Origin of the sequence: Curtobacterium sp. MCPF17_003, assembly GCF_003224385.1 — a bacterium.
GTDB classification, from domain to species: Bacteria; Actinomycetota; Actinomycetes; order Actinomycetales; family Microbacteriaceae; genus Curtobacterium; species Curtobacterium flaccumfaciens.
The window spans coordinates 134,040-157,981 of sequence record NZ_QKLC01000004.1 but is presented as its reverse complement, the minus strand read 5'-3'; the positions used below and the strand labels follow the sequence as shown (position 1 = coordinate 157,981).

Genomic DNA, 23,942 nt, shown 5'->3' with positions numbered 1-23,942 from the left:
TCCACGAATGCCGACCTGAGCGATCGAGTGATCCCGGGGCGGTTCCCCGAGATCGGTGTGTTCGTGCGTGCGGGCCGGAGGACGTGAATCCTCCGGCCCGCACCGCCCGAAGTAGTTTAGACCGTCTGCTCGTTGGAGCGGAACGGGAAGCCGAGCTGGCGGAGCAGCGCGCGTCCCTCGTCGTCCGTCTTCGCGGTGGTCACGACAGTGATGTCGAAGCCGCGGACACGGTCGATGCGGTCCTGGTCGATCTCGTGGAACACGGACTGCTCCGTGAGACCGAACGTGTAGTTGCCGTTGCCGTCGAACTGCTTGTCGCTGAGACCGCGGAAGTCGCGGATGCGGGGCAGTGCGAGCGTGACCAGGCGGTCGAGGAACTCCCACGCGCGGTCACCGCGGAGGGTGACGTGCGCGCCGATGGCCTGACCCTCGCGCAGCTTGAACTGTGCGATGGACTTGCGGGCGATGTTGACCTGGGGCTTCTGACCCGTGATCGCCGTGAGGTCCTTGATGGCCCCCTCGATGATCTTGGAGTCACGAGCGGCCTCACCGACACCGGTGTTCACGACGACCTTGACCAGGCCGGGGACCTGGTTGACGTTCGCGTAACCGAACTGCTCGGTGAGGGCCGACTTGATCTCGGCCAGGTACTTCTGCTTGAGGCGCGGCTGGATCTTGCCAGCGGGCGCAGCAGTCGTGTCAGTCATCAGAGCTTCTCACCAGACTTCTTCGCGTAGCGGACACGGACGGTCTTCTTGACGCCGTCCTTCTCCACCTCTTCGGTGCGGAAGCCGACACGCGTCGGCTTCTTCGTCTTCGGGTCGACGAGTGCGACGTTCGAGACGTGGATCGAGGCTTCGTGCTGCTCGATGCCACCGGTCTTCGAACCACGCTGCGTCTGACCGACGCGGACGTGCTTCGTGACGAAGTTCACGCCCTCGACGACGACGCGGTTCTTGTCCTTGAGGACCTCGATGACCTTGCCCTGCTTGCCACGGTCGCCGCCACGCTCCTGCGTCGCGCCCGTGATGACCTGGACGAGGTCACCCTTCTTGATGTTCGCCATGGCTTACAGCACCTCCGGCGCGAGCGAGATGATCTTCATGAACTTCTTGTCACGGAGCTCGCGACCGACCGGACCGAAGATGCGCGTACCGCGCGGGTCGCCGTCGGCCTTGAGGATCACTGCCGCGTTCTCGTCGAACTTGATGTAGGAGCCGTCCTGACGACGGGTCTCCTTCTTGGTGCGAACGATGACCGCCTTGACGACGTCACCCTTCTTCACGTTGCCGCCGGGGATGGCGTCCTTCACCGTGGCGACGATGACGTCACCGAGGCCGGCGTAGCGACGACCCGAGCCACCGAGCACGCGGATGGTCAAGATCTCCTTGGCACCCGTGTTGTCGGCGACCTTCAGGCGGGATTCCTGCTGAATCACTGCTGTCTCCTATTCCGAAGCAGGCCGAGGCCTACTTGGCCTTCTCGAGGATCTCGACCAGGCGCCAGCGCTTGGACGCGCTGAGGGGACGGGTCTCGCTGATCACGACGAGGTCGCCGACACCAGCGGTGCCGAGCTCGTCGTGGGCCTTCACCTTGGACGTGCGACGGATGATCTTGCCGTAGAGCGCGTGCTTCACGCGGTCCTCGACCTCGACCACGATGGTCTTGTCCATCTTGTCGCTCGTCACGTAGCCGCGACGCGTCTTGCGGTAGCCGCGAGTGAGGGCGGCGGAGTTCTTCTCTTCGTTCGCCATTACTTCTCCTCGGCGGTCTCGGCCTCGGTCGACTCGGCCGGCTTGTCAGCCTTCTTCGTCGTCTTCTTGGCCTTGGGGGCGGTCTCGACGGGCGCGGGAGTGGCACGGATGCCGAGCTCGCGCTCGCGGAGGACGGTGTAGATGCGGGCGATGTCGCGCTTGACGGCACGGAGACGACCGTGGCTCTCCAGCTGGCCGGTGGCCGACTGGAAGCGGAGGTTGAAGAGTTCCTCCTTGGCCTTCTTCAGCTCGTCAGCGAGACGCTCGTTCTCGAACGTGTCGAGCTCCGTCGGACGGAGCTCCTTGGAACCGATCGCCATTATGCGTCGCCCTCCTCGCGCTTGATGATGCGTGCCTTGAGGGGCAGCTTGTGGATTGCACGAGTCAACGCCTCACGGGCGATCTCCTCGCTGACGCCGGAGAGCTCGAAGAGCACCCGGCCCGGCTTCACGTTCGCGACCCACCACTCGGGCGAACCCTTACCGGAACCCATGCGGGTCTCGGCGGGCTTCTTGGTCAGCGGACGGTCCGGGTAGATGTTGATCCAGACCTTGCCACCACGCTTGATGTGACGCGTCATGGCGATACGAGCGGACTCGATCTGACGGTTGGTCACGTACGCCGGGGTGAGGGCCTGGATGCCGTAGTCGCCGAAGCTGACCTTGGTACCACCGGTGGCCTGACCCGAACGCTTCGGGTGGTGCTGCTTGCGGTGCTTGACTCGACGGGGAATAAGCATGGTTACGCCTCAACTCCTGCGCCGGCCGGCGCGTCCTGCGGGGCCTGCTGCGGGCGACGGTCACCGCGGTCGCCGCCACGACGGTCGCCGCCACGGTCGCCACGCTCACCGCGCGGGCCGCCACGACGCTCGGGGCGCGACGAACGCTGGTTCGCCTGCTCGCGAGCGAGCTCCTTGTTCGTGATGTCGCCCTTGTAGATCCAGACCTTCACGCCGATGCGGCCGAACGTGGTCCGGGCCTCGTAGAAGCCGTAGTCGATGTTCGCGCGGAGGGTGTGCAGCGGCACACGGCCTTCGCGGTAGAACTCCGAACGCGACATCTCGGCGCCGCCGAGACGGCCCGACACCTGGATGCGGACACCCTTGGCGCCGGCGCGCTGTGCACCCTGCAGGCCCTTGCGCATGGCGCGACGGAACGCGACACGAGCGGAGAGCTGCTCGGCGATGCCCTGCGCGACGAGCTGGGCCTCGGTCTCGGGGTTCTTGACCTCGAGGATGTTCAGCTGGATCTGCTTCTTGGTGAGCTTCTCGAGCTCACCGCGAACGCGCTCCGCCTCGGCGCCGCGGCGGCCGATGACGATGCCCGGACGAGCCGTGTGGATGTCCACGCGGACACGGTCACGGGTGCGCTCGAGCTCGATGCGTGCGACACCGGCGCGGTCGAGGGTCTTCTTCAGGTACTCGCGCACCTTGATGTCCTCGGCCACGTAGTCGGCGTAGCGCTGACCGGCCTTCTTGCTGTCGGTGAACCAGTGCGAGACGTGGTCCGTCGTGATCCCGAGACGGAAGCCGTACGGGTTGACCTTCTGGCCCATTACTTGCTCGCCTTCTTGCTCGTCGCGGCAACCTCGGCCTCGTCGGGCGTCGCGAGGACGACCGTGATGTGGCTGGTGCGCTTGTTGATGCGGAAGGCGCGGCCCTGGGCGCGCGGCTGGAACCGCTTCAGGGTCGTGCCCTCGTCGACGAAGACGCGGCTCACGTAGAGGTCGCGCTCGTCGAGGAAGCTGTTCGTCGAGTCCGCCTTGACCCGTGCGTTCGCGATCGCCGAGGCGACCAGCTTGTACACGGGCTCCGAAGCGCCCTGGGGGGCGAACTTCAGGATGGCGAGGGCCTCGTGGGCCTGCTTGCCGCGGATCAGCTCGATGACGCGACGGGCCTTCTGAGGCGTGACGCGGATGTGTCGCACGCGTGCGATCGACTCCACCATTTCGTTCCTCCTCTGCGTCGCCGCCTCAGCGGCGACGGCCCTTCTTGTCGTCCTTCACGTGACCACGGAAGGTGCGGGTCGGCGCGAACTCGCCGAGCTTGTGACCGACCATCGACTCGGTGACGAACACCGGGATGTGCTTGCGGCCGTCGTGGACGGCGATGGTGTGCCCGAGCATGTTCGGGACGATCATCGACCGACGCGACCACGTGCGGATCACGTTCTTGGTGTTGGCCTCGTTCTGCGTGACGACCTTGCGGAGCAGGTGCTCGTCGACGAAGGGGCCCTTCTTCAGACTGCGTGGCATCTTCTGAACTCCTACTTGCGCTTCTTGCCGGCGTTACGGCGACGGACGATGAGCTTGTCGCTCGGCTTGTTCGGCTTGCGCGTACGGCCCTCGGACTGACCCCAGGGGCTGACCGGGTGACGACCACCGGAGGTCTTGCCCTCACCACCACCGTGCGGGTGGTCGACCGGGTTCATGGCGACACCACGGACGGTCGGGCGGACGCCCTTCCAGCGCATGCGGCCGGCCTTGCCCCAGTTGATGTTCGACTGCTCGGCGTTGCCGACCTCGCCGATCGTGGCGCGGCAGCGTGCGTCGACGTTGCGGACCTCGCCCGACGGCAGACGGAGCTGCGCGTAGGGGCCGTCCTTGGCGACGAGACGCACCGAGGCGCCGGCGGAGCGAGCCATCTTGGCGCCGCCACCGGGGCGGAGCTCGATGGCGTGCACGACCGTACCCACGGGGATGTTGCGCAGCGGCAGGTTGTTGCCGGGCTTGATGTCGGCGCCGGGACCCTGCTCGATGACGTCGCCCTGCTTGAGCTTGTTCGGCGCGATGATGTACCGCTTCGTGCCGTCCACGTAGTGCAGGAGCGCGATGCGCGCAGTGCGGTTGGGGTCGTACTCGATGTGAGCGACCTTGGCGTCGACGCCGTCCTTGTCGGAGCGACGGAAGTCGATCACGCGGTACTGGCGCTTGTGGCCACCACCGATGTGACGCGTGGTGATGCGGCCGGAGCTGTTGCGACCACCGGTCTTCGGCAGCGGACGAAGCAGGGACTTCTCCGGAGTCGAACGGGTGATCTCAGCGAAGTCTGCGACCGACGAGCCGCGACGACCGGGGGTCGTCGGCTTGTAGTTACGAATAGCCATGATTTATCCCTCTGGTCCTCAGCCGACAGCCGTGAAGATGTCGATCGAACCGGACTTGAGCGTCACGATGGCGCGCTTGGTGTCCTTGCGCTTGCCGAGACCGAACTTGGTGCGACGGGTCTTGCCCGGGCGGTTCAGCGTGTTGATGCTCGCGACCTTGACGTCGAAGATCTTCTCGATGGCGAGCTTGATCTCGGTCTTGTTCGAGCGGGGGTCCACGATGAACGTGTACTTGCCCTGGTCGATGAGCGCGTAGCTCTTCTCCGAGACGACCGGCGAGATGATGACGTCGCGCGGGTCCTTGTTGAAGCCGCTCATGCGGTGATCTCCTTCGCGGTCTTCGACGCGATGAAGGCGTCGAGGGCGCTCTTGCTGAAGACGACGGCGTCCGAACGCAGCACGTCGTAGGCGTTGAGCTGGCCGTACGAGAGCGCGTGGACGTTCGACAGGTTGCGGATCGACTTGAGCGTCAGCTCGTCGTCCGTCTCGAGCACGACGAGCACGTTCTTGACGGGCGCGACCTTCTCGAGGAGCGTGCGGGCGGTCTTGGTCGACGGCAGTTCAGCCGCGACGAAGCCCTCCACAGCGGAGATGCGGCCACCGCGTGCACGGTCCGAGAGCGAGCCGAGCAGAGCAGCGGCGATCATCTTCTTCGGGGTGCGCTGCGAGTAGTCGCGCGGGGTCGGTCCGTGGACGACGCCACCGCCGGTGTGCTCCGGAGCACGGACGGAACCCTGACGGGCGCGGCCGGTGCCCTTCTGCTTGAACGGCTTGCGACCGGCACCGCGGACTTCGCCGCGGTTCTTGGTCTTGTGGGTGCCCTGACGCGCGGCTGCGAGCTGCGCGGTGACGACCTGGTGGATCAGCGGGACGTTGGTCTCGACGTCGAAGAGAGCTGCGGGGAGCTCGACGGTGCCGGACTTGGCACCCGATGCGTCGAGGACGTCGATCGTGGTTGCGGTCGTGGTGGCCATGATCACTTACCCTTCACGGCGGTGCGGACGAAGACGGAGCGGCCACGAGCACCGGGGACGGCGCCCTTGACGAGCAGCAGACCCTTCTCGGCGTCGACGGCGTGCACCGTGAGGTTGAGGACGGTCACGCGGTCGCCACCCATACGACCGGCCATGCGCATGCCCTTGAAGACGCGCGACGGGGTCGAGGAAGCACCGATCGAGCCGGGCTTGCGGTGGTTGCGGTGCGCACCGTGCGAGGCACCGACGCCGTGGAAGCCGTGGCGCTTCATGACACCGGCGAAGCCCTTGCCCTTGGAGGTACCGACGACGTCGACCTTCTGGCCCGCCGTGAACGTGCCGTCCACGGTGAGCTCCTGGCCGAGCGTGTACTCAGCGGAGTCGTTGGTACGGATCTCGGTGAGGGTGCGACGCGGGGTCACGCCAGCGGCCTCGAAGTGGCCAGCGGCCGGCTTGTTGACCTTGCGCGGGTCGATGGCGCCGGCGGCGATCTGGATCGCCTCGTAGCCGTCGCGCTCAGCGTTGCGGATCTGGGTGACCACGTTCGGGCCGACCTCGATCACGGTGACGGGGATGAACTTGTTGTTCTCGTCCCACACCTGCGTCATGCCGAGCTTCTTGCCGAGGAGGCCCTTGACGGTCTTGGTTGAGTTCGCCATTGGTCAGCCCCCTTACAGCTTGATCTCGATGTTGACGTCTGCCGGCAGGTCGAGTCGCATGAGCGAGTCCACGGCCTTCGGCGTCGGGTCGACGATGTCGATGACCCGCTTGTGCGTGCGCTTCTCGAAGTGCTCGCGCGAGTCCTTGTACTTGTGAGGGGAACGGATCACTGCGATCACGTTCTTCTCGGTGGGGAGCGGCACCGGGCCGACCACGGTTGCACCGGCACGGGTCACCGTGTCGACGATCTTCCGGGCCGACGTGTCGATGACCTCGTGGTCATACGACTTGAGCCGGATGCGGATCTTCTGTCCCGCCATGTGTCTCTTGTCCTCTCTGCGCCGCGCACCCTCTGGCCGCCTGACGCCGCTCGGTTCCGCATTCCTGCGGACCGTGCTGTTTTCCTGAACCAACCGGCCGCATCCACTGGGGATGACCGCTGTTCACCTGTCAACCTCGCGGGCGACCGTGGCCGTCCAGCGTGGGCAATCGACTGCCTCGTGATCCGGGCGCAGCAGTGGTGCACCGCGTCCGTCACATCTCGGGGAGTCGTGTTCTGCTGCCTGCGGCCCAACCCAGCCCTGCTGAACAAGGGGGTTGTGCACTGCCAGAGCAGTGATCCTGTGGGCATGCACCCACGGGGAATTCGGAACCGGACAAGTCTCGCATAGCCCCGGCCCACGTGCAACCCGGGCGTGTCGCGAATCGCCGGGCGTGTCCCGCGGGCTCGCTTGCCCGGATCCACGCGGATCGGACGGCCTGGAGGCGCGGCTCGGCCCCGCAACGCGGAGCACCCTCCGGACGTGGTCCGGAGGGTGCCTCGAAACGGGTCAGGAGACCGTCACTCAGCGGTCACCGGGGGCACGAACCACGGCGGGAAGACGGCCACTCGCGGAGCGTGTCCACCGTGGTCGGCGAGCACGGCGCGGACCGTCTGCCGGGCCTTGTCGTTGGGCACGCCGATGACCGCGACCGACGTGAACGGCACGCTCGGACCGGCGAGCAGCTCGAGGCCGTGCATCTCCGGGTCCGTGAAGTCGGTGCGACGGATCAGGTTCGTGGCGGCGTCGGGCCCGACGGCGAACCGGACGTCGTCGGCGTCGGCGTCCTGGTCGGCGACGATCACGGATGCCCCGAACGCCGAGACCGGCACGACGAGCACGACGTAGTCGATCGCCCGGGTGCGACGGGCGGCATCGGACCAGCGCTCGCCCTCGGCGCCCGTCCGGAGTTCGTCCCAGCGGGTGGCGTCGGGGGACAGCGTGAACGGCACGTGGCCGGCGATCGAGGAGCCGTCTGGTGCCTCGGCCTCGGCGCGGGCGGCGCGGGTGTCGGCAGAGCTCACGTCGACGACGGGCTCCGCCTGGTCGGACGCCAGGATCGCACCGGCGCCGACGATGCCGTCGAGGTTGTCGATGTGGGTGACGTGGTGGGCGCGGAGCGCTGCGAACTCACGCGCCTCGGGCAGGTCGGCGGACGACGAACGGAGCGACGTCGGCGACCGCAGCGACGTCCCGGGCCCGGAGGCTGGCGGGTCGACGCGCAGGTTGGTGGTGATGCGGGTCCGGCGTGGTGCCGGGGTGGCTGGGGTCTCCGACGCTTCGCGCTGCCGGGGTGCGCAGATGTCGCAGAGCTCGGTGGGGAAACCGTGGATGCACTCGTCGGTCACGACTGTTGTGGGTCCTTCCGTGCCGTGTGGGGGTGGTCCGGCACGTCGACCAACGCTACGTCATCCGGACGGCCCCCGGGTCATTGTCGGTAGAGCAGCGCCCGGACCTCGGCCTCGGCGGACGCCAGGCGGTTCGGATCGATGGTCTCCCCGTGGTCGTACGCGTCGAGCAACCGGGGGTCGATGTAGCTCTGTCGGCACACCGTCGGGGTGTTGCCGAGCTCCTCGCTGGCGGCCTTGACCGCGTGCGAGACGGCCTTCTTCCGCTTGGCCTGCGACGACTGCGGGCCGGTCTTCGCCAGGTCCACCGCAGCCGCGACCGTGCCGTGCAGGGTCCGGAAGTCCTTCGCGGTGAACTCGTCGCCAGCACGTTCCTTGACGTAGGCGTTGATGTCCTCGGCGGAGAGCGGCTCCCACTCCGCCCCGCGACGCTCGCGGAACGACAGCAGCCGCGCGTTCGGTCCGCGCCGCTTCATGCCCGCGATGACCCGCGCGAGGTCGTGGTCGTGGATCGACGACGACCACTCCTGCCCGCTCTTGCCGGGGAAGTCGAGCTCGATGTCGTCGCCGGAGACGTGGGCGTGCGCGCAGAGCAGCGTCGACAGACCACGGCTCCCGTGCTCGGTGGCGTACCGCTCGGACCCCACCCGGAGCGACCCCTGGTCGAGCATGCGGAACGCTGCGGCCAGTGCCCGGCGACGGTCCGGCTCGGGGCGACGGAGGTCCTGCGTGACGCCACGGCGGGCCACCGGCAGCGATTCGGCGAGTGCCAGCGCGCGGTCGTACTTGATGCGGTCCATCCGCTCCCGCCAGGACGGGTGGTACATGTACTGCCGCCGACCGGCGCCGTCCGTCCCGGTGGCGAGGATGTGTCCGTTGGGGTACGGCGAGATCCAGACGTCGTCCCACGCCGGCGGGATCACGAACTCCTCGAGCCGACGGCGCTCGTCCGGATCGGTCACCGTGTTGCCCTGGGGATCACGGTACGAGAAGCCGCTCCCGGATCGGACGCGGTGGTAGCCGCGACCGGAGGTCGCGGATCTGCGGAGGCGTGTCACGACGCCGAGCCAACTCCGTGACGCCTGTGACGGGTCACGGGGCGGACAGGAGGCGCGGCACCGGCCCGGCCCCGGGCCTCCGCTCCGGCGCCCTGTACGGCCCGTCAGCGGCCGGGGACGACGAAGCGGGGCCGGGCCCTGAAGGCCCGACCCCGCTGTCGCAAGGAACCGGAGTTACTTGATGATCTTCTCGACCGTACCGGCACCGACCGTACGACCACCCTCACGGATGGCGAAACGGAGGCCCTCTTCCATGGCGATCGGCTGGATCAGCTCGACGGTCATGGCGACGGTGTCACCGGGCATGACCATCTCGGTGCCCTCGGGCAGCGTGATGACGCCGGTGACGTCCGTGGTGCGGAAGTAGAACTGCGGGCGGTAGTTCGCGTAGAACGGGTTGTGACGCCCACCCTCGTCCTTGGTCAGGATGTACGCGTTCGCCTGGAACTCGGTGTGCGGCGTGACCGAACCCGGCTTCACGACGACCTGGCCGCGCTCCACGTCCTCGCGCTTGAGGCCACGGATGAGCAGACCGGTGTTGTCACCGGCGACCGCCTGGTCGAGCAGCTTGCGGAACATCTCGATGCCCGTGACGGTGGTCTTCTGCGTCGCGCGGATGCCGACGATCTCGACCTCCTCGTTCAGGTTGAGCGTGCCACGCTCGACGCGACCGGTGACGACCGTGCCACGACCGGTGATCGTGAAGACGTCCTCGATCGGCATCAGGAACGGCTGGTCGGTGGCGCGCACCGGGTCCGGCACGTGCTCGTCGACCTGGGCCATGAGGTCCTGGACCGACTTGACCCACTTCTCGTCGCCCTCGAGCGCCTTGAGCGCCGAGACCTGCACGACGGGGGCGTCCTCGTCGAACTGCTGCGAGCCGAGGAGCTCGCGGACCTCGAGCTCGACGAGCTCCAGGATCTCCTCGTCGTCCACCATGTCGGACTTGTTCAGTGCGACGACGATGTAGGGGACGCCGACCTGACGGGCGAGCAGCACGTGCTCACGCGTCTGGGGCATCGGGCCGTCGGTGGCGGCGACCACGAGGATCGCGCCGTCCATCTGTGCCGCACCCGTGATCATGTTCTTCACGTAGTCGGCGTGACCGGGGGCGTCGACGTGCGCGTAGTGACGCTTCTCGGTCTGGTACTCGACGTGCGAGATGTTGATCGTGATGCCGCGCTGGCGCTCCTCGGGAGCGTTGTCGATCTGCGCGAAGTCGCGGGCCTCGTTGAGGTCCGGGTACTGGTCGTGCAGAACCTTGGTGATCGCCGCCGTGAGCGTGGTCTTGCCGTGGTCGACGTGACCGATGGTTCCGATGTTGACGTGCGGCTTGGTGCGCTCGAACTTGGCCTTGGCCACTGTGGGTCCTCCTCAGGACTCGGAAGCGTCACCCCCGGCCGGCCCTGGATGGGCTCGGAACCGTTGGTGCGCGGTGTGTGTCTGTACTTTACTTGGTGGCGAGGGGCCCGTCGCCGGGCGCCCCCGCCTGTGGAGAAGCGCTGAGCGCTACTCCCCCGCGTTCTTCGCGATGATCTCCTCGGCGACCTTGGCCGGGACCTGGCTGTAGGTCTCGAAGGTCATCGAGTAGACCGCACGACCAGAGGTCTTCGACCGCAGGTCGCCGACGTAGCCGAACATCTCGGACAGCGGCACGCTCGCGCGGACCACCTTGACGCCCGAGGCGTCCTCCATCGAGGCGATCTGGCCACGACGGGAGTTCAGGTCACCGATGACGTCGCCCATGTACTCCTCAGGAGTACGGACCTCGACGGCCATGATCGGCTCGAGGATCGCCGGACCGGCCTTGCGAGCCGCTTCCTTGTAGGCGATCGAGCCGGCGATCTTGAACGCCATCTCGGACGAGTCGACGTCGTGCGCCGCGCCGTCCTTGAGGATGGCCTTCACGCCGACCGTCGGGTAGCCCGCGAGGATGCCGACCTGCATGGCGTCCTGGATACCGGCGTCGACCGACGGGATGTACTCGCGCGGGACACGGCCACCGGAGGTCGCGTTGACGAACTCGTAGACCTTCTCGCTCGTGACCTCCATCGGCTCGAGCGCGATCTGCACCTTCGCGAACTGGCCGGAACCACCGGTCTGCTTCTTGTGGGTGTAGTCGTAGCGCTCGACGATCTTGGTGAGCGTCTCGCGGTAGGCCACCTGGGGCTTGCCGACGCTCGCCTCGACGTGGAACTCACGCTTCATGCGGTCGACGAGGATGTCGAGGTGGAGCTCGCCCATGCCCTTGATCGTCGTCTGACCGGTCTCGGCGTTGAGCTCGACGCGGAACGTCGGGTCCTCTTCGGCGAGCTTCTGGATGGCCGTGGAGAGCTTCTCCTGGTCAGCCTTCGTGTTCGGCTCGATGGCGACCTCGATGACCGGCTCCGGGAACGTCATCGACTCGAGGACGACCTGGTTGGTCGGGTCGCACAGGGTGTCACCGGTGGTGGTGTCCTTGAGGCCGATGACCGCGTAGATGTGGCCAGCGGTCACGTTGGCGACCGGGTTCTCCTTGTTGGAGTGCATCTGGAAGATCTTGCCGATGCGCTCCTTCTTGCCCTTGGTCGAGTTGACGACCTGGGCACCGGACTCGATCGAGCCGGAGTAGACGCGCACGTAGGTCAGACGACCGAAGAACGGGTGCACCGCGACCTTGAACGCGAGGGCCGAGAACGGCTCGGACGCGTCGGGCTTGCGGATGATCTCCTTCTCCTCGTCCTTGACGTCGTGGCCGATCATCGGCGGCACGTCGAGCGGGGACGGGAGGTAGTCGATGACGGCGTCGAGCATCGGCTGGACACCACGGTTCTTGAACGCGGAACCGCAGAGGACCGGGTAGAGCGTGCTGCTCACCGTGAGGGCACGGATGGCTGCCTTGATCTCGGCGACCGAGAAGTCGGTGTCGCCCTCGAGGTAGCGCTCCATGAGGACGTCGTCCGCCTCGGCCACGCGCTCGATGAGCTTCTCGCGGTACTCGGCGGCACGGTCCTGCAGGTCGGCCGGGATCTCTTCGATCTCGTACTTCGCGCCCATCGCGACGTCACCCTTGGCGTCGCCGCGCCAGGTGAGTGCACGCATCTGGACGAGGTCGACGACACCTTCGAACGAGCTCTCGGAACCGATCGGCAGCTGGAGCACGAGGGGCTCCGCGCCGAGGCGGTTCACGATGGTGTCGACGGTGTAGTAGAAGTCGGCGCCCAGCTTGTCCATCTTGTTGACGAAGCAGATGCGCGGGACGTCGTACTTGTCGGCCTGACGCCAGACGGTCTCGGACTGGGGCTCGACGCCCTCCTTGCCGTCGAAGACGGCGACCGCACCGTCGAGGACGCGGAGCGAGCGCTCCACCTCGACCGTGAAGTCCACGTGACCGGGGGTGTCGATGATGTTGATCTGGTTGTTGTCCCAGAAGCAGGTCGTCGCGGCCGACGTGATCGTGATGCCGCGCTCCTGCTCCTGCGCCATCCAGTCCATCGTGGCAGCGCCGTCGTGGACCTCACCGATCTTGTGCGTGATGCCCGTGTAGAACAGGATGCGCTCGGTCGTCGTGGTCTTGCCGGCATCGATGTGCGCCATGATGCCGATGTTGCGGACCTTGTTCAGGTCGGTGAGCACGTCCTGTGCCACAGGGTTCCTCCGGAAGAGTTGTAGGAGATTGGTGGTCGGCCGGGCGCCGGGGGTTTTGCCCGTCGGCGCCCGGACCGATCAGCCAGCAGAGCCGGGACTACCAGCGGTAGTGGGCGAAGGCCTTGTTCGACTCGGCCATCTTGTGCGTGTCCTCGCGGCGCTTGACCGCGGCACCGAGACCGTTCGACGCGTCGAGGATCTCGTTCATGAGACGCTCGGTCATCGTCTTCTCGCGACGGGCCTTGGCGTACGAGGTGAGCCAACGGAGCGCGAGGGTGTTCGCGCGGTGCGGCTTGACCTCGACCGGGACCTGGTAGGTCGAGCCACCGACGCGGCGGCTGCGGACCTCGAGGGTCGGACGGACGTTGTCGAGCGCCTTCTTCAGCGTCACGACGGCGTCCTGCTGGTTCTTGGCGGAAACGCCCTCGAGTGCACCGTAGACGATGCGCTCGGCGAGGCCCTTCTTGCCGTCGAGCAGGATCTTGTTGACGAGCTGGCTGACGATCGGCGCACCGTAGACCGGGTCGGCGACGACGGGACGCTTGGGGGCGGGACCCTTACGAGGCATCTAACTCAACCCTTCTTCGCGCCGTAGCGGCTACGAGCCTGCTTACGGTTCTTGACTGCCTGGGTGTCCAGGGCGCCACGGATGATCTTGTACCGCACACCCGGGAGGTCCTTCACACGACCGCCACGGACGAGCACCATCGAGTGCTCCTGGAGGTTGTGGCCCTCACCGGGGATGTAGGCCGTGACCTCGGTGCCGTTCGAGAGCTTGACACGAGCGACCTTGCGCAGTGCCGAGTTCGGCTTTTTGGGGGTGGTGGTGTAGACGCGGGTGCACACACCACGCTGCTGGGGGTTCGCCTTCAGGGCGGGCGCCTTGGTCTTGGTGACCTTCGGCGTACGACCCTTGCGAACCAGCTGCTGAATAGTAGGCAACTGTTCTCCTGGTTCTTCGCTCGTGCTCTCTGGCCGGCGCGTTCCGCCGGCTTCCTCGTCCCGCGCTGATCACCGCCGGACGGCGGGTGTTCGAGTGGGGGACGGAGTGGTCCGGCTGGGCGATCCCGCTCGCCGGACTTTTCGGGCGCGCCCGAGGGCGCACACCCGGTAGAGACTACCCGCGTAACGGGACGAAATCAATCCGGGTCACCCCGGGAACCGACACCGTCATGAGCCGGTGTCGGAGGACCCGTTGCCCACCACCGAGCGGAACGTGGCACCGTCGCTCGAGAAGCCGGTGACGTACCCGCTCGCGTTCACGTTGAGCGGCCCCGCGGACGCCGTTCCGGTGCCGGCCGCACCCGAGATGTCGGCCGTGTACTTCGCCCGTCCGAACGTCGTCGTCGTGATCAACCAGCCGTTCGTCGTCCAGTTGCCGACCCGGACCGTCGGCCGCGTCTCGAGTGTCCACTTCTGGTTCGAGTACGTGTACGCCGGGTTCTGCCCGTACGCGTAGAAGCTGCAGCCGGCGGGGGCGGCGTCGGTGGAGGCGATGCAGCCGTCCACCCAGTCGTCCACCGCTCGCTCGGCGGCCTGCTGCCCCGCGGTGGTCAGGGTCGTGGTCATCTGCACCGGGCTCGAGGTCGACCGCCCGAACCCGCTGACGCTGGCCGATCCCCCACTGGCCGTGGTCCACTTGTCGCCGTCGAAGGCGACGTCGTAGGTCCCGGGCAGCGCGCGGAGGCTCACCGTGCCGTCCTTCGCGGTCTTCACGTTGCTGCCGGCGACGGTGACCGCAGCACCGGACGGCCCTCGCACCGCGACGTCGACCGTGCCGAGTTCGGGGGCCTGCAGCTCCCAGATCGGGAACACGCCCCAGTCCGTCCCGGTCTTGTCGAGCGTGAAGGTCGCGGCGACGTCCTGCCCGCCCTGGCGCAGGTACGCGCGGACCGTGGCGGTGTCGCCCTCCGTCCGCGTCGCGGCGACCCGGTAGCCGGTGACCTTGTCCGATGCCTTCGCGTAGGCGGCTTCGCCGAGGAGCACGTCGGTCTTCTCGCGATCGATGCCCGCGTCGTCGAGGGCGTCGGCCACGCGTCCGGCCGTCAGGTCGTCGAGGAACGCCCGCACCGGGCGGTCAGCGGAATGCGTGGACGAGCCGATCAGGGAGCCGGCGATGCCGCCGACCAGGAGCAGCGAGAGCACCACGACGCCGGCGACGATCCCGGCGACTTGTCCACGGCGGAGCTTCCGACGAGGGCGCGCCCGCCGCGCGCCGAACTGCGCGCCGCCCCGCGGGTCCAGCGGGGTGCCGAGCGGCGCGTCCTGCGTCCCGCGGATCGTGGCGACGGGCGGCACCGAGCCCCAGCCGTGCGGGTCCGGATCCGCCGTCTGCTCGTCGCTCATCGTTCCCCCGTTGCGTGTCCGCGTACCCCGCGAGACTACCGCGCCGAGTGGTCCTCGCCCGCGACGGTGGACTCCGTCCGGGTGCCAGCCCCGTCGGTCGCGGTGCCGGTCCGCGCCTGGTGCCGGGCCATCGAGATCCCGCCGAGCACCGACAGGAGCGCCACCACGACGGACCCGACCACGAACGGCCCGAGGGCGTACCCCGCGGGGAAGACGAGGAGCTCCGTCGCGTCCGAGCGGACGAGCGCGTAGCCCACGGCTCCGACGCCGAGCATGACCAGGTAGACCGTCGCTGCGGCCACCAGGGCCGTCACGCCGGGGTTGCCGTCACGCGCACCCGCCGCGGTCGCGAGGAAGACCACCACCGCGGCGCCGACCACCATCGCGGGCCCGAGGTACGGGGTGGCGTCGGGCTGCGAGATGACCTCGACGTCGGCGAGCAGGGCTTCGAAGCCCGTGACGGCGATCACGAGCGCGATGAAGAGGACGGACGTCATCGTCGCGATCAACCACCGGGACATGCGCCGATCGTATCGCCGACCGGCTGGTCAGCGAGCGGGTTCGGCGTGGCCAGTGTCGTCCGCGTGCTCGCGACGGCCCGCCCGGTCGGACTGCTCGTGCGCTGCGGCGACCAGGGCGAGCGCGATCGTCGCCGTGATGATCGGGACGGTCTCGGTCATGGGGGCGGGCGCCTCCGGCACCGCGGCGGGTGCCGCATCCGGCTTCGTCGCGTCCGTCTCGTCCGTCGCGTCCGTCGGGTCGTCGGAGTGGAGGCCCGTGGCGGCGTCCGCCTCGGCGGGGGCCTCCGGCTCGTGGTCGCGCAGCGCCGGGCCGATCACCGGCAGGACCCCGGTGGTCGCGGCCGGCTCAGCGTGCAGGACCGCCGGCTCGGAGGACACGGATCCGTCGCGCTTCGCCGCGCGACGCGCTCGGCCCATCCTCACCAGGACGACGACGGCGACGATCGCCCAGATCCCGTTGACGATCATCGAGGGGACGGCGTGGTGCGCGGCGACGTTGATCGCCACCGCGAGGCCGCCGACCAAGTTGAGCAGCTGGTAGAGCGGACCGTTCGGGATCTTGCCGGTGGAGAACAAGATGTAACCTGTTAGAACGGTTACGGCACCGAACCAACCGAGGAATTCCACGATTCCGACCAACACGCGCGACTCCGGGCACGACGAGGAACGGCCGATTCGAGCCGACCGTTCGAGAGGGGATGAGCAGCCGCGATCACGGCGTCTGGTGCATCGTAATCACAACGACGGGTGTCGCGGAAGCGGGGTCGGCGTGGCGTGGCCGGCCCCGGTCCGGGGGTCGTTCAGCCCTTCGCCGCGGTGTCCGACTCGGCGAGGACGTAGACCGATCCGGAGAGCGACCATGCCTGCGCGTCCATCGGGCTCGCTCCCGAGTCGGAACTCGTCGAGGCGATGCCGGTCACCAGGAGCAACCGCTGCCCGGACTGCACCGCCTTCGTGAAGGCGAGCGCCTGGTCGTACGAGCCCTGCACCGCCACGGTCACCGGGATGACGACGAAGTTCGATCCGTTGATCGCAGCGTCGGTCCGGGCAGTCGGCGCCGTCGGGGTCGGCTCGGCGCTCGGCGTGGCACTCGCCGGAGCCGCCGGCTCGTCGGAGGCTTGTCCGGCCGCCGGCTCGTAGGCCTTCGCGTCTCCGACGGTGATCGAGGTCACCGTGACGCCAGCGGTGGTCGCTGCACCGTTCAGTTCTCGGAGGAGAGCCTCCGTCGACGGCGTCGACGGCACCGAGACGCGGAGCGCGTCCAGTTTCGTCTTCGTCTCGGCGAGTGCATCACTCGCTTCCTGGAGCCGATCGAGCTCGGCCTGGTTCCGGGCGTTCGTGGCGTCGATGTCCGTCTGCTGCGAGGAGTTGTCCGCAGCCTGGGCGAGCTGCGGCTGCACCCCGAGGAACCACGCCCCGGCGAGCACGGCTCCGATCGCGACGAGCGCGACGACGAACGAGAGGCGGTTGCGGTTCACTTCGACTGCTCCTGGGTGTACTTGCCGTCGAACGCCCGTTCCCCGAGGTGGACCTGGACCGTCGCGGTGTACCCGCCGGAGTCCTCCTGCAACGCGACCGACGTGATGGTCGAGTCGGCGTAGCCCTTGAGCTGCGACAGACGAGCCGTCCAGTCGGGTACCGAGGGGATGGTCGGACTCGACACGGTCAGCTGCATCGATGCGACACGGGCCTTCTCGAGCGGGACCGCCGACTGTGCGAACGCCGTGGTGACGTCAGCGGAGTCGATGGTCATCGAGGTGATGGCGACGCCGGCCGGCAGCACGTTCTTGAGCTGGGACAGCGTGCCGTTCCAGTCGATCTCCGTCGACCCCCCGACGGTTCGTGCCGCCTCCAGGAGCTGACTGTCCTGTTCGACCTGCCGGACGTCGGAGAAACGTTGCTGCTGCTGCAGCAACGACGCCGTCTCGGCTTGCGCCGCGGTCAGTGACGATGCGGTGTCCAGCTGGTGGACCGCCGCTGCGCCGACGCCGAGTGCCGCGGCGGCCGCCGTGATGAGGACACCGAGCCACGCACGACGCGCGACGCCCCGCTCACGACGGTCGACGTGGACCTCGGAGGGCAGGAGGTCGACGCGGGGTTCACGACCGGCGATCGAGACCTGCGCGCCGCGAGCGCTCCGTCGGGGACGCTCCGGCCGTGCCGCACCGACCGCGTCGACGGGTCGCGCTTCTGTGACGGTCATGCTGCTCTGCTCCCTACTGCCAACCCGAAGGCGACCGTGATCGCATCGACGTGGTCGGCGACGTCGCCGGCCGGGATCGACCGTGCGAGTCCGACGCCGTCGAACGCGGCGCCCATCGTGACGGGTAGGCGCGTCTGCTCCGCCAGCGCCTCCCGCATGCCCTGCAGGCGGGTCCCGCCACCGGTCAGCACCACCCGGGTCACGGGTTCCGACGGCCGGGTGTTGACGAAGTAGTTGATCGTGTTCCGCAAGCTCGTCGTGAGTTCGTGGACCGAGGCCGTGATCACCGCGACGGCACGGGCGTCGTCCGGAGTCCGTGCCGATCCGCCGAGCCCGAGGTGGCGCTTCACGGCCTCGGCCTCGTCGAAGGTGATGTCGAGGGTCCCGACCAGCGCGCGGGAGATGTCGTTGCCCCCCATCGGGATGATCCGGACGAACTGCGGGATCCCGTCAGTCGCGATGACCACGCTGGTGGTGTCCGCGCCGAGCTGCACCACCGCCGCGGTTCCCGGGACACCCTGGCGCCCGAGCAGGACACGGGTGAGCGCGAACGGGATCATGTCGACCCCGATCGGGTTGAGTCCCGCGAGCTGCACCGCCTTGACGTTCGCCAGCACGGCGTCCTTGATGGCTGCGATCAGGAGCCCGTGGACGACGGGGCCGTTCTCGCTCTCCCCCTCGGACACGGGGTAGAAGTCCAGGATGGCGTCGCCGACCGGCACCGGGAGCATCTCCTGCACCTGGAACGGGAGGCTCTCGCGGATCTGTGCCATCGGGGCGAGGGGCACCGTGAGGTCTCGGGAGAGCACCCGTTGGTTCCCCATCCCCAGAACGACGTTCTTCGAGCGGAACCGCCCCGTCGACCACAGCTCGCGGAGGGTGGCCGCGACGGTGTTCGGTTCGAGGACCTCGCCACGGCTCACCGCGTCCTGCGGAGTGGGGACCTCCGCGAAGCGCACCACCGTCGGTCGTGCCTTGTCGGCGTCGACGACCTCGACCGCGCGGATCGACGACCCCGCGATGTCGAGGCCCACGATGCTCTTGCCCATGATGCTGCTTTCGTTGGAGGTGGAGTGGTGGTCGCTCAGGCGACCCCGAGGACCTGGAGGTACCCGGTCCAGAGGAGGTCCCCGAAGACGATCCCGAGCCATGCCCCCACCAGCATCGACGGCCCGAACGGCAGCCCGCCGCGCCAACGTGCACGGCCGGCGAGGAGGAGCGCGATCGCGACGGTACCGCCCACCAGGAACGCACCGAAAGCACCCACTGCGAGGGGTCCCCATCCGAGGTACGCGAGGACGAGGCCGAGGACCACGGCCAGTTTGACGTCGCCGAGGCCCATGCCGCCGGGGACCGCCAGCGCGAGACCGAGGTAGAGGGCACCGGAACCGAGGGCACCGATCGCCGCACGACCGAGAGCGGACCAGTCGCCGTCGGCAGCACTCGCGACGACGAGGAGCACCGTGAGGACGATCCCGGACGGGTAGACGATCGCGTTCGGGAGCGTGTGGGTGGCGATGTCGATCAGGGTGAGTGCGACGCTGATCGCCATCAGGTACAACAACGCGACGAGGATCACGACCTGCGCCACGGTGTCCTGTGCCGTCCCCGCAGGAGAGCGGCCCACGACCACGAAGGCGGTGAGCCCGAACAGGACCGCGGTGACGAGTTCGACGGCGGGGTACCGCGCGGAGATCGGCGCGGAACAGTCACGGCACCGTCCGCGCAGGACGAGCCAGGAGAGCACCGGGACGTTGTCGCGGCGTCGGATCGTGTGTCGGCACGCCGGACAAGCGCTCGGTGGCGAGACCACGGACTGGCCCGCCGGCACGCGGTGCACCACGACGTTGAGGAACGAGCCGATGAGCAGTCCGAACACGGCGGAGAGTGCGGGGAGTGCGGGCCCGAGCGCCTGGAGACCGGTCATCGGCACGCACCACCGGTCGTGGTCGCGCACGAGCCGCCGGCGGTGTACGCGGCCTGGACCTCGACCTGCGTCGTGACCCCGTACGAGGTCGACACCGGCTGCAGGAACTTCGGGGGTGCCGTCGTCAGCAGGCGCTGGTCGTAGACGTAGTTCTTCGAGAACCCGGTGTTGCCGGTCGTCGCGACCGCCCCTCGCCAGTTCTGCGCGATCGAACCGATGACCTTGAGGGTGCCGAGCTTCGAGCCGATGTCGTAGTTCTGGTTCCAGAACGTCCCCGCGTTGCTCGCGATCGCCGCCGACACGGTGATCGATTCGCCCGGAGACCGGTTCAGCAGACCCACGCCCGAGCTGTTGCAGCGCGAGGTGTCCGCCACGTACCCGACACCCCACTGGTAGGTCGTCGGGTACGAGGTGCAGCGGGCGGGGTTGGAGATCTCGACGGCGTTCTGGCCGACGAGCCCGAGCACGTCGTTCGTGGCGCTGACGTAGGTGATGTCGTCGGTGACCCACACGGTCCCGGATGCCGCGATCGTCATCGCACCGCTGAACGCCCCGCTGACGAAGACGTCTCCCGCCGTGCAGCTGTACGTGTCGGAAGCCGAACCCGTCTGGTACGAGGAACCCGACGATCCTCCGTTGATCCACTCGCCTGCGGCCGGGAACCCCTGCCCGTTGCTGAACGGCTGGTTGCTCGTGTTCGTCGCCGAACCGTTCGACCGCACGGTGACCGTGGTGGTGCAGTACGTGTTCGTGTACTTCGACGGGAAGGCCGCACCCCAGGCGTTCACGTTGTTCGACGCGGACGGGATGTCCTGCACGTACATCAGGTTCGAGGGGAGGGTCGGGATGGTGGCTCCGGCGGAACTCTGCAGATCCGAGACCGCCCCGCACAGCGCTGCGGCCTTCGCCGGGTCGTCCGCGGCGAGGACCGCCCCGCTCGAGCTGTTGACCTTGATCTGCGTGGCCCGGGACCACGGCGACCACACGGTCATCTTGCCGTTCCCGAGGAACTTCACGCGGGTCGGTCCGGTGTACATGCAGCCAGGCCGCGGAACGGTAGTGGGGAGGTCGGTCCGCGTCTCCTGCGACATGTTCGTGTTCAGCGCGGGCAGACCGAGGTACGGGACCGCGGTCGCTGCACCGCCGTTGAACGTCCCCGCGCAGGTGCCGCTCGACGGGCGCACGGTCGTGTCGTGCTGTTCGACCGACCCGTTGAACACCGTCGAGCACGCCGAGGTGAAGACGTCGTTGGTCCGGATCGGCCCGTTCAGGGTGTCGGTGCCGGCGAACTGCACCGCCGTGCACTTCCCGGCGACCGATTGCCACTGGTAGGCGGTCGTGCAATCGGTCCCGGTGAGCGCGGGGTTCGAGGACTCGTAGTTGGTGAAGTAGAGGTAGTTGATGAAGCCGTCGCCCTTGAGGTTGGCCACGAGCGACCGGACACTTCCCCCGGCCTTCCCGGTGACACGGACCCGCAGGACGCCCTTGCCGGAGTAGTCGGAGTTGTCGACCTCGTAGCGGAACCACTGGTCGCTCGAGCCGACGACCGGTGCCCAGTCCGAGCCGGAGTTGGTGAACGCGATGTTCTTGTCGGCGTTGACGAAGGTCGACCCACTCGACTTGCTGAACTGGGCGTTCGCGTTGCCGTAGAGCGCGTAGCCGTTGTCGTTCGAGAGCTTCGACTGGTAGTCGGCGAGTCCCGCGTACGCGGCCGCCATCGCGTTCTGGAAGTTGCGGTCCGACGCGGCCTTGACCGCCCCCGAGGTGGAGACGGCGATCATCGTCGCGACGAGCAGCATCATGACGGTGCCGAAGATGAGCACGTTGCCGAGGACCATGCCGCGCTCGTCGCGCTGGGCCCGCGCGAGGACCGCGCTGATGCGACGGATCATGATGAACCCGCTCCGATGCTGGTGCCGTAGACGACGTTGAAGAGGTACAGGGTGTTCTGCACGTGGGTGTTGCCGCTCGCACCGGCGGTGGTGGAACCGAGTTCCAGGTTCACGCGGACGGCTCGCACGTTGCCCAACTGCGCGGTCGCCAGTGTTCCGTCCGGCTGGGTCGCGAGTGTCTTGCCGTCGGCTCCGAGGTACGAGAACAGCGCGACACCGTCGCTCGTCGGCGAGGCGATCGGACCACCCACCACCAGGCTCCGCGCCGGGGTCTGGGTCGTCGCCGGGAAGGAGTAGAAGCCGTTCGTCGCCGTGCCGTCCCACTGGTCCACGACGAGGCGTTTCGCGTCGTTCAGTGAGTAGCGGATCTGCACGGGCTTGTCAGTGCTGTTGCCGTCGAGGTTGATGTACGCGAAGAACACCACCTGCGTCGGGGCCGCCCGGGTGACCGCAGCGGCGTAGGTGCCGTCCGACTTCGGCAACAGACTCGCGGCGTGCACGTAGCGCGTGATGGAGTTCATCGCGATCGACGCCGTCCGAGCGTTCTGGTCGGAGGACGTGTTCGTCACCCCCGCGCGCAGGGTGGCCGTGAAGAACCCGCCCACCGCGACGAGGATGATCATCGACACGCTGACCGCGACGAGCAGTTCGGACAGCGAGATCCCCGCCTGCTCGCGGTGGAGGCGTCGGAGGGCCCGCATCACGACGTCTGCCCGCGAGGGTCGAGGGTCAGGGTGTTGTCGTAGTTGATGAGCACCAGCGCGGTCTTCTGGTTCACCATGCCGTTGGTCACGGGCTTCACGTTCGAGGCCTTCGACGCGATCTCGTTCTTCGTCGTCGACCCGAACGTCGTTCCGGAGTAGAGCGTCCACGTACCGAAGGGCAGGGCGATGGTCGCGGTGTCCCCGGTCGAAACCGGGAACCTCATCGTCATGCCGGCGGCGCAGCCGGGGTCACCGGCGGCCGGGTTCGCCGACGAGACGGCAGTGATGTAGCGGTCCTTCACGCCGGTCACGGTCGCGACGCCCATCATCACGGAGGCCGACGACGGCTTCCCGGGAGCAGTGGCGACCGACGGCGGGCTCACACCGATCGCGTTGGCGGCGTTCGGTGTCGACCAGGACGAGGGGTTGGGACTGAGGCAGCTCGTCGCACTCCCGGTGCTGTTGGAGTACGGGCCGGCGTAGACCGTGTAGCCCGAGGCGAACGGGAACACCGGCAACGACGGCCGTGAACTCGAGGTGACGTTGAGCGAGGTGCTGGCCAGGTCCCACGGCTTGACGACGTCCAGCCCACCGGCAGTGCTCGACAGCGTCGTGGGCATGTTGGTCGGGATCATCGCCTTGGAGCCGGCTGCGTACTGCAGGGTCAGCTGGCTCGACTGGTCGTACACGAACGGGACCGGCGAGCTCGCGCCGGCGGTCACCGAGATCGGCGATTGCACGGACGGCTGCTGCTGGTTCGTGTCGATGCCGCCGGTGACGCTCGCAGAGACCGCGTAGTCGCCCTGCGACACGTTCACCGCGTACGAGCAGCCCTGTGCGTCAGTCGGGAGGACCGCCGCCGTCAGCGCTGCACCGCCACCGCCGCCGACGGGGGTGATCGTGATCCCGACACCCTCGTAGGGCGCTCCCGAAGCGGTGGTGACCGAGATGATCACGGTGCCGTACCCGGGATCGGTGACCGCGTCGCTCGGCGCGATCGCTGACGAGACCGATGTGGTGCTGGAACCGCCCCGCGGGTTCGGCCAGGTCACGGTCTCGACGACGCTCTTGTAGGCGAGCTTGCCGTTCGACGTCCCGCACGCGCCGGTCGCGCCGTCGCTCTGCACCCAGCTGACCTTCCGGTCGATGGCGTACTCGACGCCTCCGATGGTCTTCGTGTTGTCCGGACCGGCCTTGCTGAGGACGCGGAAGATCCCCCCGGTGGAGGCGGCCGCGGTCTGGCGGAGGGTGTCGATGTCCTGCGAGGCGAGGGCGACCGCGGTCTCGCGACCGCGATTGGTCTGCGTGAGCTGGAGGCTGTTCGCGATGCCGTAGGCGATCCCGATCGACATGACCGCGAACACCATCATGGCGACCATGACCTCGATGATGGAGAAGCCGGCTTCGGCGTCGTGCCGGTACAGCCGGTCGTGCAGTCGCTGGAACATGGTCACCTCCTCCTCGTCATGTGAGCAAACGAAGGGCGACCTGCCAACCGACAGG

General features: G+C 68.0%; 30 protein-coding genes. All 30 read right to left on the bottom strand.

From position 1 onward, the window contains the following. Positions 1-116: 116 nt before the first annotated feature. Positions 117-707: a 50S ribosomal protein L5 gene (gene rplE, locus DEJ30_RS06105; RefSeq protein WP_110859500.1), complete on the bottom strand. Its 591-nt coding sequence runs from the start codon at positions 705-707 to the stop codon at positions 117-119. Then, a complete protein-coding gene (gene rplX, locus DEJ30_RS06100; RefSeq protein ID WP_017885522.1) occupies positions 707-1,066 on the bottom strand; it encodes a 50S ribosomal protein L24 in 360 nt (119 codons plus the stop codon). The genes rplE and rplX overlap by 1 nt, the downstream gene beginning before the upstream one ends. 3 nt (positions 1,067-1,069) lie before the next feature. Then, positions 1,070-1,438: a 50S ribosomal protein L14 gene (rplN, locus tag DEJ30_RS06095; RefSeq protein WP_017885523.1), complete on the bottom strand. Its 369-nt coding sequence runs from the start codon at positions 1,436-1,438 to the stop codon at positions 1,070-1,072. Positions 1,439-1,469: 31 nt separating this feature from the next. Further along, on the bottom strand, positions 1,470-1,754 hold the full coding sequence (gene rpsQ, locus DEJ30_RS06090; RefSeq protein ID WP_017885524.1) for a 30S ribosomal protein S17: 285 nt from the start codon (positions 1,752-1,754) through the stop codon (positions 1,470-1,472). Continuing rightward, on the bottom strand, positions 1,754-2,074 hold the full coding sequence (gene rpmC / locus DEJ30_RS06085; protein WP_017885525.1) for a 50S ribosomal protein L29: 321 nt from the start codon (positions 2,072-2,074) through the stop codon (positions 1,754-1,756). Before rpmC ends, rpsQ begins: the two co-directional genes overlap by 1 nt. After that, on the bottom strand, positions 2,074-2,493 hold the full coding sequence (gene rplP / locus DEJ30_RS06080) for a 50S ribosomal protein L16 (protein ID WP_017885526.1): 420 nt from the start codon (positions 2,491-2,493) through the stop codon (positions 2,074-2,076). Before rplP ends, rpmC begins: the two co-directional genes overlap by 1 nt. A gap of 2 nt (positions 2,494-2,495) precedes the next feature. Beyond that, complete coding sequence (rpsC, locus tag DEJ30_RS06075; protein ID WP_017885527.1) at positions 2,496-3,308, bottom strand: 30S ribosomal protein S3; 813 nt, start codon at positions 3,306-3,308, stop codon at positions 2,496-2,498. Beyond that, on the bottom strand, positions 3,308-3,700 hold the full coding sequence (gene rplV, locus DEJ30_RS06070; RefSeq protein ID WP_035809257.1) for a 50S ribosomal protein L22: 393 nt from the start codon (positions 3,698-3,700) through the stop codon (positions 3,308-3,310). The genes rpsC and rplV overlap by 1 nt, the downstream gene beginning before the upstream one ends. Before the next feature lie 25 nt (positions 3,701-3,725). Continuing rightward, positions 3,726-4,007: a 30S ribosomal protein S19 gene (gene rpsS / locus DEJ30_RS06065; protein ID WP_017885529.1), complete on the bottom strand. Its 282-nt coding sequence runs from the start codon at positions 4,005-4,007 to the stop codon at positions 3,726-3,728. An 11-nt stretch (positions 4,008-4,018) separates the two neighbouring features. Further along, complete coding sequence (rplB, locus tag DEJ30_RS06060) at positions 4,019-4,858, bottom strand: 50S ribosomal protein L2 (RefSeq protein WP_027466728.1); 840 nt, start codon at positions 4,856-4,858, stop codon at positions 4,019-4,021. An 18-nt stretch (positions 4,859-4,876) separates the two neighbouring features. After that, positions 4,877-5,176: a 50S ribosomal protein L23 gene (gene rplW, locus DEJ30_RS06055; protein WP_027466729.1), complete on the bottom strand. Its 300-nt coding sequence runs from the start codon at positions 5,174-5,176 to the stop codon at positions 4,877-4,879. Continuing rightward, positions 5,173-5,832 (bottom strand): 50S ribosomal protein L4, encoded by a 660-nt coding sequence (gene rplD / locus DEJ30_RS06050; RefSeq protein WP_027466730.1) that lies wholly within the window; start codon positions 5,830-5,832, stop codon positions 5,173-5,175. The genes rplW and rplD overlap by 4 nt, the downstream gene beginning before the upstream one ends. A 2-nt stretch (positions 5,833-5,834) precedes the next feature. Further along, complete coding sequence (gene rplC / locus DEJ30_RS06045) at positions 5,835-6,491, bottom strand: 50S ribosomal protein L3 (protein WP_027466731.1); 657 nt, start codon at positions 6,489-6,491, stop codon at positions 5,835-5,837. Positions 6,492-6,503: 12 nt separating this feature from the next. Continuing rightward, positions 6,504-6,812: a 30S ribosomal protein S10 gene (rpsJ, locus tag DEJ30_RS06040; RefSeq protein ID WP_017885534.1), complete on the bottom strand. Its 309-nt coding sequence runs from the start codon at positions 6,810-6,812 to the stop codon at positions 6,504-6,506. A 521-nt stretch (positions 6,813-7,333) separates the two neighbouring features. Beyond that, positions 7,334-8,161: a DarT ssDNA thymidine ADP-ribosyltransferase family protein gene (locus DEJ30_RS06035; protein WP_110859499.1), complete on the bottom strand. Its 828-nt coding sequence runs from the start codon at positions 8,159-8,161 to the stop codon at positions 7,334-7,336. A gap of 80 nt (positions 8,162-8,241) precedes the next feature. Continuing rightward, entirely contained in the window at positions 8,242-9,219 is a 978-nt protein-coding gene (locus tag DEJ30_RS06030) for a DNA topoisomerase IB (RefSeq protein WP_110859498.1), read from the bottom strand. A 174-nt stretch (positions 9,220-9,393) separates the two neighbouring features. Beyond that, entirely contained in the window at positions 9,394-10,581 is a 1,188-nt protein-coding gene (tuf, locus tag DEJ30_RS06025) for an elongation factor Tu (RefSeq protein ID WP_110859497.1), read from the bottom strand. A gap of 147 nt (positions 10,582-10,728) precedes the next feature. Then, entirely contained in the window at positions 10,729-12,846 is a 2,118-nt protein-coding gene (gene fusA, locus DEJ30_RS06020) for an elongation factor G (RefSeq protein ID WP_110859496.1), read from the bottom strand. Between the two features lie 97 nt (positions 12,847-12,943). Beyond that, positions 12,944-13,414, bottom strand: coding sequence for a 30S ribosomal protein S7 (rpsG, locus tag DEJ30_RS06015; RefSeq protein ID WP_017885539.1), 471 nt, complete (start codon positions 13,412-13,414; stop codon positions 12,944-12,946). Between the two features lie 5 nt (positions 13,415-13,419). Next, positions 13,420-13,788, bottom strand: coding sequence for a 30S ribosomal protein S12 (gene rpsL, locus DEJ30_RS06010; RefSeq protein WP_017885540.1), 369 nt, complete (start codon positions 13,786-13,788; stop codon positions 13,420-13,422). A gap of 228 nt (positions 13,789-14,016) precedes the next feature. Next, positions 14,017-15,192, bottom strand: a complete 1,176-nt coding sequence (locus tag DEJ30_RS06005) for a hypothetical protein (RefSeq protein ID WP_110859495.1) — start codon at positions 15,190-15,192, stop codon at positions 14,017-14,019. A gap of 35 nt (positions 15,193-15,227) precedes the next feature. Further along, positions 15,228-15,713 (bottom strand): DUF6121 family protein, encoded by a 486-nt coding sequence (locus tag DEJ30_RS06000; RefSeq protein WP_110859494.1) that lies wholly within the window; start codon positions 15,711-15,713, stop codon positions 15,228-15,230. Positions 15,714-15,740: 27 nt separating this feature from the next. Beyond that, positions 15,741-16,289 (bottom strand): hypothetical protein, encoded by a 549-nt coding sequence (locus tag DEJ30_RS05995; RefSeq protein ID WP_110859493.1) that lies wholly within the window; start codon positions 16,287-16,289, stop codon positions 15,741-15,743. 224 nt (positions 16,290-16,513) lie between these two features. Then, on the bottom strand, positions 16,514-17,191 hold the full coding sequence (locus tag DEJ30_RS05990) for a type 4a pilus biogenesis protein PilO (RefSeq protein ID WP_110859492.1): 678 nt from the start codon (positions 17,189-17,191) through the stop codon (positions 16,514-16,516). Continuing rightward, positions 17,188-17,916, bottom strand: coding sequence for a hypothetical protein (locus DEJ30_RS05985; RefSeq protein ID WP_110859491.1), 729 nt, complete (start codon positions 17,914-17,916; stop codon positions 17,188-17,190). Before DEJ30_RS05985 ends, DEJ30_RS05990 begins: the two co-directional genes overlap by 4 nt. Next, complete coding sequence (gene pilM, locus DEJ30_RS05980; RefSeq protein WP_110859490.1) at positions 17,913-18,965, bottom strand: type IV pilus assembly protein PilM; 1,053 nt, start codon at positions 18,963-18,965, stop codon at positions 17,913-17,915. Before pilM ends, DEJ30_RS05985 begins: the two co-directional genes overlap by 4 nt. 35 nt (positions 18,966-19,000) lie before the next feature. Continuing rightward, positions 19,001-19,843, bottom strand: coding sequence for an A24 family peptidase (locus DEJ30_RS05975; RefSeq protein ID WP_110859566.1), 843 nt, complete (start codon positions 19,841-19,843; stop codon positions 19,001-19,003). Beyond that, a complete protein-coding gene (locus DEJ30_RS05970) occupies positions 19,840-21,735 on the bottom strand; it encodes a hypothetical protein (RefSeq protein WP_110859489.1) in 1,896 nt (631 codons plus the stop codon). Before DEJ30_RS05970 ends, DEJ30_RS05975 begins: the two co-directional genes overlap by 4 nt. Then, positions 21,732-22,436, bottom strand: a complete 705-nt coding sequence (locus tag DEJ30_RS05965; RefSeq protein WP_027466743.1) for a PilW family protein — start codon at positions 22,434-22,436, stop codon at positions 21,732-21,734. Before DEJ30_RS05965 ends, DEJ30_RS05970 begins: the two co-directional genes overlap by 4 nt. After that, the gene (locus DEJ30_RS05960) at positions 22,436-23,887 is read right to left on the bottom strand and encodes a prepilin-type N-terminal cleavage/methylation domain-containing protein (protein ID WP_146238509.1); all 1,452 of its coding nucleotides are present in this window, start codon (positions 23,885-23,887) and stop codon (positions 22,436-22,438) included. Before DEJ30_RS05960 ends, DEJ30_RS05965 begins: the two co-directional genes overlap by 1 nt. Positions 23,888-23,942 lie beyond the last annotated feature (55 nt).